Origin of the sequence: Pseudomonas sp. ICMP 561, assembly GCF_002699985.1 — a bacterium.
Classification (GTDB): Bacteria; Pseudomonadota; Gammaproteobacteria; order Pseudomonadales; family Pseudomonadaceae; genus Aquipseudomonas; species Aquipseudomonas quasicaspiana.
On record NZ_LKBT01000019.1, the window covers coordinates 49,524 to 61,796 of the forward strand.

The 12,273-nt window shown below is 58.9% G+C and carries 11 protein-coding genes and 1 pseudogene; 5 read left to right on the forward strand and 7 right to left on the reverse strand.

The annotated features are described in order from the left end of the window. Window positions 1-261 precede the first annotated feature (261 nt). Window positions 262-987: an ABC transporter substrate-binding protein gene (locus AO242_RS15525; RefSeq protein ID WP_099269429.1), complete on the forward strand. Its 726-nt coding sequence runs from the start codon at window positions 262-264 to the stop codon at window positions 985-987. Between the two features lie 130 nt (window positions 988-1,117). Here the strand turns inward: AO242_RS15525 and AO242_RS15530 are convergent, their stop codons facing one another. From AO242_RS15530 to AO242_RS15555, 7 genes are all read right to left on the reverse strand, one after another. Next, window positions 1,118-2,443, reverse strand: a complete 1,326-nt coding sequence (locus AO242_RS15530; RefSeq protein ID WP_257153449.1) for an NTP/NDP exchange transporter — start codon at window positions 2,441-2,443, stop codon at window positions 1,118-1,120. 23 nt (window positions 2,444-2,466) lie between these two features. Then, a complete protein-coding gene (locus AO242_RS15535) occupies window positions 2,467-3,393 on the reverse strand; it encodes an aldo/keto reductase (RefSeq protein WP_099269430.1) in 927 nt (308 codons plus the stop codon). A gap of 360 nt (window positions 3,394-3,753) precedes the next feature. Then, entirely contained in the window at window positions 3,754-3,885 is a 132-nt protein-coding gene (locus tag AO242_RS29745; protein ID WP_257153450.1) for a hypothetical protein, read from the reverse strand. 151 nt (window positions 3,886-4,036) lie between these two features. Next, window positions 4,037-5,677, reverse strand: coding sequence for a dipeptide ABC transporter ATP-binding protein (locus AO242_RS15540; RefSeq protein WP_099269431.1), 1,641 nt, complete (start codon window positions 5,675-5,677; stop codon window positions 4,037-4,039). After that, entirely contained in the window at window positions 5,674-6,591 is a 918-nt protein-coding gene (locus AO242_RS15545) for an ABC transporter permease (protein WP_099269432.1), read from the reverse strand. Before AO242_RS15545 ends, AO242_RS15540 begins: the two co-directional genes overlap by 4 nt. A 4-nt stretch (window positions 6,592-6,595) precedes the next feature. After that, window positions 6,596-7,546, reverse strand: a complete 951-nt coding sequence (locus tag AO242_RS15550) for an ABC transporter permease (RefSeq protein WP_099269433.1) — start codon at window positions 7,544-7,546, stop codon at window positions 6,596-6,598. Then, complete coding sequence (locus tag AO242_RS15555) at window positions 7,543-9,174, reverse strand: ABC transporter substrate-binding protein (protein ID WP_099269434.1); 1,632 nt, start codon at window positions 9,172-9,174, stop codon at window positions 7,543-7,545. The genes AO242_RS15550 and AO242_RS15555 overlap by 4 nt, the downstream gene beginning before the upstream one ends. Before the next feature lie 296 nt (window positions 9,175-9,470). Here AO242_RS15555 and AO242_RS29750 point away from each other — a divergent pair. The 4 genes and pseudogenes from AO242_RS29750 to AO242_RS15575 all read left to right on the forward strand — a co-directional run. After that, window positions 9,471-9,602 (forward strand): annotated as a pseudogene (locus AO242_RS29750) (LysR family transcriptional regulator); the annotation flags it as partial. Window positions 9,603-9,741: 139 nt separating this feature from the next. Next, entirely contained in the window at window positions 9,742-10,521 is a 780-nt protein-coding gene (locus AO242_RS15565) for a carboxymuconolactone decarboxylase family protein (protein WP_099269435.1), read from the forward strand. 55 nt (window positions 10,522-10,576) lie between these two features. Next, window positions 10,577-11,050 carry a (R)-mandelonitrile lyase gene (locus AO242_RS15570; RefSeq protein WP_176560638.1) on the forward strand — a complete coding sequence of 158 codons (474 nt, stop codon included), beginning with the start codon at window positions 10,577-10,579 and terminating at the stop codon, window positions 11,048-11,050. Window positions 11,051-11,149: 99 nt separating this feature from the next. After that, window positions 11,150-12,118, forward strand: a complete 969-nt coding sequence (locus tag AO242_RS15575) for an XdhC family protein (RefSeq protein WP_099269436.1) — start codon at window positions 11,150-11,152, stop codon at window positions 12,116-12,118. The last annotated feature ends 155 nt before the right edge of the window (window positions 12,119-12,273 follow it).

Below are 12,273 nucleotides of genomic sequence, written 5' to 3' on the forward strand. Positions count from 1 at the left end.
AAAAAAGCCCTGCCTGCGACAAATTGTCATTCCGCGTTTAGGGAAAACACTGTTGCGGTATTGGTAATAATTGCGAATTATTGAGCTGCTTGAGGGCGTTATTTCAAACGCATTGTTCTAGGCTGAACTGGATCCTGTAGGAGTGAGCTTGCTCGCGATTCCATTTTGCTATGGAAAAATTATCGCCTGAACTGACGCTATCGCGAGCAAGCTCGCTCCTACAGTTGCAATTTGCCGTGCCTAAAATAACCAGGAGAAGACATGAGCGAAATATCCCCGGCGGTACTGGCTGACCTGGCGCCTGACGGCGTTCTGCGCGCTGCCATCAATTTTGGCAATCCGGTGCTCGCGCAGCAGGCGGCCGATGGCAGCCCCCAAGGCGTTTCTGTACAGCTGGCGAAAGCACTGGCTGAGGAATTGGGTGTGCGTCTGGAAATGGTTACGTTCGATGCGGCAGGCAAGGTGTTCGCCGCACTGGAGCAGGCTGCATGGAGCGTTGCATTTCTGGCCATCGAGCCCGTGCGTGCTGAGCAGATTGCGTTCAGTGATCCTTACGTAGCCATCGAAGGGACTTACCTTGTCGCCGCAGATTCTGCGTTCAGGGAAGTGGACGATCTGGATCGCAGTGGCCTGCGACTGGCGGTGGGTAAAGGCGCAGCTTACGACCTCTATCTGAGCAGAACACTGCAGCACGCCGAACTGCATCGCGCAGAAACCTCAGCTGCGGCAGTGGATTTGTTTCTGAAGCAGGGGCTGGACGCAGCAGCCGGGGTTCGCCAGCCACTGGAGAAATTCGCCGCTGCTCATTCAGGTTATCGGGTGCTGGAAGGGGCGTTCACCTCGATTCGCCAGGCGATTGCCGTCCCTCGCCAGCATGTTGCAGGTGCTGAGTTTGTGCAGCGCTTTATCGAACGGCAGAAAGCCAACGGGTTTGTACGCCAGGCGCTGGATGCTACGGGGCAGGGGGATGTTGCGGTTCCTGTTTGACAGGAGGCTCGGGCTACAGTGCGCTGTCGTGCGGCTAACATCGGCCCTGTAGGAGCTGCCGAAGGCTGCGATAGCGGTGTATCAGGATAAATGCTTCGCAGCCTTCGGCAGCTCCTACAGGAATCGCATTTCAATCCAGGTGATCAGTTTGTTTCACGCGCTCTTCGATCACGTCCCGATCCATCCGCCGCCCCAGATACCACCCCGTAACCGCCCAGAGCGCCGCGCAGATTGCGCCCACCAAGGCGACCAGCGCAGTGCCTTGACCCAGCATGTCCAGCAGGCTCTTGGCCCAGCCACTGATGGCGTCGCCGCCGCGATAGACCACGGTATCGATGAAGTTCTTGGCTTTGTATTTGGTCTCGGCATCCAGTGGCGCGAAAAGCATTTCCCGACCGGGACGAATAAACGCGTACTCACCGATGCGGCGCACGATCATCAGTCCGGCCAACATGGCGAAGGTCGGTGCCAGCGCCAGGCCGATGAAGCCGATGCAGACCAGCGCCGGAACGCCCGCCAGCAGCACCCGGATACCGAAGCGTTGAGCGATGCGTCCGGTGATGAACAGTTGCGAGACCAGGGCACCGGCCTGCACCGCAAAGTCGATCAGGCCAAATACGCGGATCTGCTCCTCACGTGTAGTAAACAGCTCGGCCACGAGACGCGCCTGTTCGAAATACAGAAAGGTGCTGGCAGTGGCGAGCAACACGACAAACAGGCACACGCCCAGTAGATATGGCGAACGCAGCACTCGCAGCATACCGCTGAACGGGTTGCCCGCCACTGGCCGACGCGGGTTTTCAGCGGGTGGTGCACCGGGCCGTCCTGCGCCGCCAGATTCGCGCCACGCCATGAGGTAGCGTTTGAGTGCCAATGCCAGCAGCAGCAATAACGCACTGAACAGCGCCAGTCCGCCTTGGCCTAGCACGTCAATCGAGAACGCACTGATCAGTGGCCCCACCAAGCCGCCCACACTGGCGCCCGCCGCGATAAACGCAAACAACCGCCGTGCCTGCGCGCCATCGAACGCGTCGGCCATGAGGCTCCAGGCCACTGACACCACGTACAGGTTGTAGACCGAGATCCACACGTAGAACGCTCGCGCCAGCCAGACGCTGTCGTCATGAAGGGCAAAGGTCAGGGCAAAAAACAGCAGGTTGATGGCAAAGAATCCGTACACCCAGTCGACGAACTGGACGCGTGGTACCACTGAGTTGAGCCAGCCAAGCAACGGTACGGCTATCAGCATGACCACGAATGTCGCGGTGAATAACCACTGCAGATTCTCGACGCCCGCCTGAATCCCCATCGCTTCACGAATCGGGCGCAGCATGAAATAGCCACAGAACAGGCAGAAGAAGAGCGCAAAGCCAGCTAGTGCCGGGCGCAATTCTTCCGGCTCGGCGTTGATGACACGGGCAGCGCGTTGGATCAGTGGGTGGTCAACAAAGGACACGGATACGCTCCCGGCTTGGGTGATCAGGCGAACTGTTCGGCGATCCGCTCACGCAACCTGGCGTCCGGCAATCGGCCCTGGCCTGCCAGAAGGTTGTCGGCAGCATAACGCGGGTTGCTGGTCGCCGGAATCACTGCGGTTAGGGCTGGGTTGGCGAGCACAAATTTGAGCATCAGTTGTGCCCATGAACTGGCGTCCAGTTCGGCAGATGCCCAATCCGGCAATGGCTTGCCTTTGACCTTGGCAAACAGTCGACCGGCCTCGAAGGTGCGGTTGGCCAGCACTGCGACGCCATTATCGGCGCACCAGGGCAATAGACGCTTTTCAGCGTTGCGGGCGCCAATGGAGTAGTTGACCTGAACGAAATCGACTTTCTCTTTCTGTAGCACCGCCAGCAGTTCATCGTGAGCCGATTCGACGTAATGCGTCACGCCGATGTAGCGAATACGGCCCTGTTGCTTGAGTTCGCGCAATGTCTGCAACTGAGTGGTTGTGTCTTGCAGGTTGTGCACCTGAATCAGGTCGATACGCTCGGTCTGCAGTTGTTTGAACGCTTGCTCTATTTGCTGCAAACCCGCTTCTCGCCCTGTTGACGAAACCTTGGTGGCGATAAAAGCCTGGCCATGGGCTTTGGCGCGGGTCAGCAATTCACCTGTGACGGCCTGTGAGTCGCCATAACTCGGCGCGGTGTCGATCAACTTTGCGCCGCCATTCAGTAGGGTCTTGAGTACTTCCAGCGCCGGATTCATCTCTTCTGAAGTCAGTGCAAAATTAAAGGTGCGCGCGGTGCCCAGGCCAATCACCGGCAAGTCTTCACCTGATGAGGGAATCTTGCGGGTCAACAGCGATGTCGCCGCAAATGCCGGAAGCAGGGGAGACAAGGCAGCCATTGCGGCCAGCGCTGAGCTTGCTTGAATGAAGTGACGGCGGCTTAACGAGTGGGCGGGCATGCGACGACTCCTTTCATTCTTGAATGTGTAACAGAGGTGTCATGGATAGAAACACATCCAAACCCCTTGAGAAGCGCGCCCGTCGGTGAGATGGTCGGTGATGTTTTACAAATCGTTACCCGGATTTGATCGGTTTTGCTGGCGCGCTTAGTCTCGGCCGTCTACCGATTGGCAGTGACCTCAGGCGAGTGATGGGCGGGTGGGACCGAATTCATTCGGGAAAGTGGTATTTCAGGCGAGACACAGGTTGCGGATGTACCGGCCCTTTCGCAAATTAATTCGCTCCCACGGGAACTGTGTTTGCAGGCCAACGTAGGCACTCCCACAGAACAGCTGCATTCCAAATCAAAAAAACACTACTCATACACCGGCTTCAAAAACCGCAACGTGATTTTCAGCGTCTAGCGCGTCAGTGATGTCCGTTGTCGCAGCCTGGCTGAGGGCCGGTGCGAGAAGCGAGGCGAGGGTCAAAGCCAGAATAGTGCGGGTCATGATTGTCCTTGTGGGATGGGTGGGTACAGTCTGGATAGCGAAGTTTTCTGTTGGAGCGAGGCTCGCCCGCGAAGAACGAATACGCGGAGTTCCTGAATTACCTCGTCGACTGTTTCGCGGGCAAGCCTCGCTCCAACAAACCGCGGTTTATTCAATACTGCGTTGCCACCTCCAACCTGCGCCCCGGTATCGCATCAATCAGCTCACGGGTATACGCCGCTTCCGGCTGGTGGAAAATTTCGCTGGCAGCGCCTTGTTCGACGGTCTTGCCTTGGCGCAATACCAGCACCTGATGAGCCACGCTGGCGACCACCGCGAGGTCATGGGAGACCAGCACGTAGGCGATGCCCAGTTCGCGTTGCAATTCCACCAGCAGATCAAGAATCTGCGCCTGTACCGACACGTCGAGGGCCGAGACCGGCTCGTCGAGCAGCAGCAAGTCCGGTTGCAACGCCAGCGCCCGGGCGATGGCGACTCGCTGTCGCTGGCCACCGGAAAGCTCCCGTGGCAAACGGTCGAGATAAGCCACCGGCAGATGCACCCGCTCGATCAGCTTGCGCGCCGCCTGTTCCAGGTCCCGGCCTTTGAGCAACCCGAACGACACCAGCGGTTCAATGATGCTCTCGAACAAGGTGAAGCGCGGATCGAGGGCGGCGAAGGGGTTTTGCTGGACCAGTTGCATGCGGCGCCGCAGCGGGCGGAAGTCACGCCAGCCGAGATGGGTGATGTCTTGGTCCTCGAACAACACGCGCCCCTGACTCGGCTTTTCCAGCCCTAACGCAATGCGCAACGCGGTGCTTTTACCCGAGCCGGACTCGCCCACAATGGCAAGCGTCTGTCCCGGATAGACCTTGAAATTGACGTCTTCAAGGGCCTGGAATTCAGCGTTTTCGCCTTTCACATAGGGCAACCGAAACGACTTGCCGACGTTCTCCAGCGTCAGAATAGGTGCCGCCCCCTTCGCCAGAGTGCGAGGTGCAACCGGCGTCTTGCGCTGGCCGAAAGCGGGCGCGGCGGCGATCAATGCCTGGGTGTAGGAGTGACTCGGGCTTATGAGAATCTGCTGCGGCGGACCTTGTTCGACCAGTTCACCGCTTTTCATCACCAATACCCGATCCGCGCGATCTGCAGCCACGCCCAGATCGTGGGTGATGATCAGCAGAGAAATACCACGCTCGGCCACCAGTCGTTGCAGGTGATCAAGAATCTTGCGTTGCACGGTCACGTCCAGCGCACTGGTGGGTTCGTCGGCGATGATCAGCCGAGGGTTTCCCGCCAGAGCAATCGCAATCAGCACCCGTTGGCGCATGCCACCCGACAGCTCGTGGGGATATTGCCGGGCGCGCAGCAATGGCTTGTCCAGACCCACCTGTTGCAGCAACTCCAGCACATCAGCATCCAATGCGGGATAACGACGGCCGTGAGCCTGAATCAGCGCCTCGCCGATTTGCTTGCCAATGCGCAGCGTCGGGTTCAAACCGACCATGGGATCCTGGGGCACCAAACCGATGGTGCTGCCACGAAGCTGGCGCTTCTGCCGTTCAGAGGCGTGGGTCAGGTCCGTGCCGTCAACCCACAGTTCGCCGCCGGTCACTATGGCGTTGTCTGGCAATAGCCCAAGAATGGCGTTGGCCATGGTGGACTTGCCGGAACCGGACTCACCGACAATGGCCAGGGTTTCCCCTTTGGCGACCTGAAAGGAAACGCCGCGCACAGCCTGATTGACCTGCCCGCCAAAACGGTAAGCAACAGCCAGTTGACGCACGTCAATCAATGCATCCGTGATGCTCATCGTTGAGTCTCCTCAAGGGTGCGGGCGATGTGGTTGAAGCTGAATACGACGGCGACGACGAACAGCCCCGGCAACAACGATACCCACGGCGCGGTCATCAGGAAGTGACGACCGTTGGCGATCAGCGTGCCCCATTCCGCAGCCGGCGGCTCCGCGCCGAAACCGAGAAAGCTCAGGCCCGCAGTCGCGAGAATCGCCGCGCCGAAATCCAGTGTCGCCAGCACGGCCACAGGGCCCCAAGCGTTGGGCAGGATGTGGCGCAGCAAGGTCCGGGTCCAGCTGGCGCCGCCCAGACGCGCCGCTTCAACGTAGGGCAGGGTTTTGATGCGCAGCACTTCGGCTCGCGTGGTGCGGGCGAAACCGGGGATGATTCCTACGCCCACGGCGATGGCCACCGGGATGGTGCCGAAGCCGATCGCGGTAACGATAGCCAGCGCGAGCAGCAGGCCTGGAAGGGCCAGCAGCACATCAATGAAACGCATGATCACGGCATCGATGCGCCCGCCAGCGAAACCGGAGACGATGCCCAGGCTCAAGCCACCCGCCAGCGCGATGCCCACGGCCAGCAATGCTGCCTGTACCGAGAGGCCCGATCCGTAAACCACGCGGGTGTAGAGGTCTCGGCCGAGTTCATCGGTGCCGAACCAATGCACACCATTGGGTGGAGTGAGTTTGTCGATGGGGGAGGTGGCGTAAGGCGCAAAGTCGGTGAGCAGGTTAGGCGCCACGGCGGACAACAACGCAAAGGCGATGATTGCCACCGCCAGCACGAAGCCTGGTCGGCGCAACAGCGGTTGGGTGGCCTCCAGTGCGCGGCTGAAACGACTGCGGCGGCGCCACAGCGCGGGCGGTGCCGGATCCGTTTTGGTGAAACTGCGGGCCAGACGTTCAAGGCGATTATCAAAAATAGTCATGGCGTCAGGAGACCTTTGGTGTGTGGGCGATACGTGGGTCGAGGGCGGGGTAGAGCAGGTCAACGATCAGATTGATCAGAACAAAGGCCGCCGCCGAAACTGCGACGATTGCCAGTACCACGGGGATGTCCTGGCGTAATACGGCTTCTTGCGCGAGGCGACCGACTCCAGAACGGGCGAAGATCGTCTCGACCAGTACGGCTCCGGAGACGGTATTGCCCACTTGCAGACCAATCAGGGTCAGCAACGGCAATGCCGCGTTCTTGAAGGCATGCCGGGCCTGAACCTGGGCACGGCTCAGGCCTTTGGCGTAGGCGGTAATGATGTAGGGTTCTTTCCAGACACCTTGGAAGCCGCGTTGCAACACCTGGGCATAAACCGCAGCGCTGGGAATCGCCAGGGTGACGGCGGGCAGGATCAGGCTGGAGAAACCCTGATTGCCGGTGGCCGGAAACCAGCCCAGGGTAAAGGCAAATAACTGAATCAGCAGAAGCCCCATCCAGAACACTGGCACCGAAAAGCCCAGCGAGGGCAATCGGGCCAGTGCGACCTTGAGCGGCTGCCAGCGTACATAAGCGGTGAGGTAGGCCAGACCGATGCCGCCAATCAATGAAAACACGATGGCCAGACCGGCCAGCGCCAGGGTCTGCGGCAAGCGCTCGACGAGCAATTCTGCCACCGGGCGGTTGAGGGTCAGCGAGCTGCCGAAATCACCCTGGACCGCGCCCCACAGCAAGTGAAAGTACTGCTGGAAAATCCCTCCATCCAGACCGTAATAGGCTTGTGCTTTGGCGATTTCTTCAGGCGACAGCGCGTCGATTTCGACACCCGACGCACTGAGCATGATCGACAGCGTGTCACCCGGCAGTAAATACAGGATGAGGTACGTCACGCTGTACGCGCCCCACAACACCAGCAGCGCCTGGCCAATCCGGCCGATCACGTAGCGGCTCATGGCGCTGCGATCTCGATGTCGTTGAGCAGGGCAAAGCCTTCGGCGGTCCAGTAGAAGTTATGGACTTTCTTGGCGGTCGCGGCCTGCCAGACGCGCTCGTAGATCGGGAATGCCGAGCCTTCTTCGATCAACAGATCCTGCAGATCGCCGTAAGCCTTGGCGCGTTGTTCGGCCTGTGTGGCAGTCAGGCCCGCATCAAACAGTTCCAGTGCCTTGGGCAGGGTTTCCGGTGCATACAGGTTGGTGGCCAGGGTCGAGCTGTTGGCCGAGCGTGGATCGATAATGGTTTGTAGAATGATCGGGTCGGCACGGGTCATGTAGGTGGAGGTCAGGTCATAGTTGCCCGAGGCGTTGGCGGCCGCCCATTCAGCGGTGGTCAGCACATTGAGCTTGAGTTCGATGCCTATCTTGCGCAGTTGGTCCTGAATCAGCACATCGCCTGCGGTTTCCGCTGGCGACAAGTTGTAGACCAGCTTGAGTCGTTTGCCGTCCTTGCTGCGATAGCCGTCCTGACCTTTTTGCCAGCCTGCATCATCCAGCAGCTTTTCCGCACCTTGCGGGTCGTAGGCCAACTGGTCGGACTTGTTTTTGTAATACGGCGTAGTCACGTCGTAGATGCTGGTCACCACCGGGAACTGCGGGTTGTACACGGTCGCGGCATAGGTCTTGCGGTCGATGCCTTTTTGCAGCGCAAGCCGCACATTGCGATCCGCGAGGATGCGCGTGCCACGGGTGTTAGGGTAGAAGTTCAGCGCCGGGCCAGGCAGCGAACGGCTCTGAATCGTGGCGCCCTTGGATTTGAACAGGTTCAGATCGACTTCAGAGAAGGGCGCGCGAGGCCAGAGAATATCCACCTGACCTTGTACGAACTGGCCGTTGCGCACGCTTTCCTCCGGCACATAGCTGACCTCGACGGTATTGAGGTGCGCCTCGCCCTTGTTCTTCGCATTGGCGGACGGCCAGGCATAGCCCTTGCGCTTGACCAGCTTCAAGCCGCTTTCCGGGGTATAGCGCTCCAGCACGAACGGCCCGGTGCCAATAATGGCGCCCAGCGAACGTTCCTTGACGCTGAGCTTGTAGGATTCCGGCGCCAGAATCGAAAGGTTGGTGGTTGAAGTGGCTTGCAGGAATCCCGCGTTCGGTGTGGACAACACCAGCTTCACGGTGAAGTCATCGACGACTTCCGCGTGATCGTAGCCCTTCAGATAAGTCGCGCCGAACGTGGTAGGCAGTTGCGCCGCAAAGGCTTTGTTGGAGTCATAGGCTGCTTTGACCGCCTGAGCGTCGAAGCGCGTGCCATTGCTGAAGGTCACGTCTTTGCGCAGATGGAACGTGTATTCCAGCGCGTTATCACTGACTTCCCAGCTTTCAGCCAGCCAGGGAATGATCTTGCCGTTTTGCGGGTCCTGATCGGTCAGCGACTCGGCAACGTTGCGCAAAACTACGCGATGCTCCAGCCAGTAAACCTGGAAGGGATCGAGGCTGACGAGTGTGGTGTTGTCGCGAAAGAAAGCGATCTTCAGGGTCTTGCTGGCTTCCAGATCCTGAGCGGACGGTGAGCAGCCCAGCAGGGTGGCGGCGGTGGCGCAGGCAGCCAGCAGGCGAAGTAACGGGAAACGTTTACTCATCGCGCAATCCTCGACCCTTGACCCATGAGACTGTGTATTGCAACGCCTGGGGCGCGGTTGGGTATTGCCAAGGAATGTCTCAGATGCATGGATGGATCCTTTACACAGCGGGAGTTGGGCAGATGGGAAGGCTGACAAGAGCGCAGGGTCAGGCTGTCTTTCTAAGACCGTATTCTTATGGTTGGCTGCTGTAAAAGGCTTTTTGCTTCTAAGCTAATATGTATTTTATTGATTGATTGTAAGTTTAATTATGTTTTCTGATTATTTAATGGTGTGGCTCGGCTGCGGCTGGTTTAGACGGCCGATTGGTGGCTGTGCTCGACGATTGGTGTCAGCCGTGCGCGGGCTATCACCTGTATTACCCGAACCGGCGTCATGCCTCGCTGGCGTTTTCTATGGTGGTTGATGCGTTGCGCTACAAGCCTTGAAAAGTATTGGTGAATTCCACTCATCGTTGCATGCGGTTATCGCCCATAGTTCTGGTCCTTTCAGTGCTTTAACGTCCAAGGATCATTTACCCGCCGGGGCCAGATCCCGGGCACATTCATCTACTTGAAAGGCCCATGCATGAAGCTGCTAGCAACCGCGTTTGCCACTCTATTTTTCGCTGCTGCATCCGACGGCAGCGAATCCAGAGCCAGGCCTGACCCAAAGCCATCGCCTGATGTCCTGGAAGTCACGCCTCAGCTTTATCAATACACCACTGAGTTACTGTTCGGCGAAGTCTGGAAGCGCAAGGAACTGTCGCCTCGTGATCGTAGCCTGATCACCCTGTCTGCGCTGGTGGCCGGCGGACAGACCGCCCAGATGACCAGCCACGTGAAACTGGGTCTCGACAACGGTCTCAAGCCCAGTGAAATCAGCGCGTTGATTACCCACCTTGCGTTCTATTCCGGTTGGCCGAACGCGATGTCCGCGGTGGGCGTGGCGAAAAAGGTCTTTGACGAGCGGGGCATTCCTGCAGACCAGATCGTGCCACCGGCCACTGAGCCGCTGACTCTGGACCCCGCCAGCGAAGCCAGGCGTAAAGCAGCTGTTGCTGCTGCGACGGCAGATGTAGCCCCGGAGCTCGGGCGCTTCACCGATGACGTGCTGTTTGCAGACCTGTGGCGACAAACCAGCCTGACGGCGCGGGATCGCAGCCTGGTGACCGTTGCTGCATTGATTACTCAGGGCCAGGCGGCACAGCTGCCGTTCCATCTCAACCGCGCCATGGACAACGGTCTGACCCGCGAACAGGCGGCTGAAGTGGTGACGCATCTGGCGTTCTACACCGGTTGGCCAAAGGCAATGTCGGCAGTGCCGGTGTTGAAAGAAGTCTTTGCAAATCGTGGTGCTCAAGGCTGAGGTTGCGGCGCTCGCATCCACGGTTCAGCGCTGAATACATACCAGTGAGGTCATCATGAGAACACTTGCAACTGCTGCTTTATCGCTCTCTCTAGTCGCGTTCGAGTCCTACGCGGAGGCGATGCCGGTGACCGTTACGCCTAACGGATCACAGCCTTCGGTCAAGGGCCCGGCGGACTTTTTTACCGGCGCAGTGCGGATTGATGCGCCGTTCAAGGGCAGTGAGCCTGCCAGGGTAAGTGGTGCGACGGTGACGTTCGAACCGGGTGCCCGCTCTGCCTGGCATACGCATCCGTTGGGGCAAACCCTGATCGTCACCGCGGGAACGGGGCTAGTCCAGGAGTCAGGCAAGGCCATTCAGATAATAAAGGCCGGTGACACCGTGTGGATTCCGCCCGGCGTCAAGCATTGGCACGGTGCAGCCGCCAACACCGGCATGACCCATGTCGCCATTGCCGAAGCGTTGGACGGTAAGGTGGTGAACTGGATGGAGCAGGTGAGCGAGAAAGAATACCGGAATATCCGTTGATCCGAAGATCGATCCCCAGTTATCCAGGCCACCTCGGTTCTACTCCGTTGAGGGGTGGCTTTTTTTATTTCAAGCGGCGCAGGGTTGGATGTTTTAACGATGAAGCAGCTAGATTTGCAGGTCATTCAGCAAGCTCGGGAGTGGCTGTCGTCTGGCAAGCCGATCTGGCTCTGCACGGTCCTCTCGACCTACGGCTCTGCACCGCGTGGACCGGGAGCAATGCTGGTGGCTTTATCCACGGGCGAGCATCGCGGCTCGCTTTCAGGGGGCTGCGTCGAGGATGATTTCCTCGAGCGACTGGCTGCACGGTATTTTCCGCAGGTGAATCAGATCGTGCGCTACGGCGATGGCGGACTGGCACCCAATCTGGCATTGCCCTGCGGCGGTGTACTGGATGTTCTGGTCGAGTACCTTGAACCAGGCAAAGACAGCGAGACACATCTGGCAGCGATAGATCACGCCCTCGCTGGGCGGGAGTTGGCAATAAGGGGCGTGCGCCTGCACGGCACTGAACGCGATATTCGCCCGGCGAGCATGGAAGAGGCGCGGGTTTCAGTGCTGGGTGATCAAGTGTTTATCAGAGTCGGGGCCGTGTATCGGCTGATTCTTGCCGGGCTGTCTCCCGTGGCGGAGTTCTGCGCCAGTTTCGCTGTGGCCTTAGGCTATGAAGTGATTCTCTGTGATCCACGTGCTGAGGTCATTGCCGGATTTGCTATGGCCGGAGTCCAAATAAAAGAGGTTTTGCCGTCAGTGTTCATTGCCGAAGGTGGCTGCCACGCTGCGACAGCGGTGGTTGCACTGACCCACGATCCGCGGCTGGACGATCTTACATTGATGGAGGCCGTGCGAACCGACGCGTTTTACATCGGCGCCATGGGCTCGCGGCGCACCAGTGAAAAACGCATGGAGCGGCTGGTGCGTATTGGTGGTCTGGAAGAGGCGCAGTTGCAGCGTATTCACGCGCCGATCGGCTTGAACCTGGGCAGTAAAACTCCAGCGGAGATCGCTATTGCGGTGATGGCGGATGTGATCAGGGTGGCGAATGGGGGAGGGCGCAGCGAGGTTTGATCATGCAGGGCCATGATCTGAATGATCATCTGACGTATAGGCGTCGATATTTGCCCGCAAGCGCAAAACCTGGTGGGAGATTCTATGGTTGTGATCAAGCCATAACCCACCCTTTGGGTTGATATTCGCTCTGATTTTTCATCAGGGCGAACGCC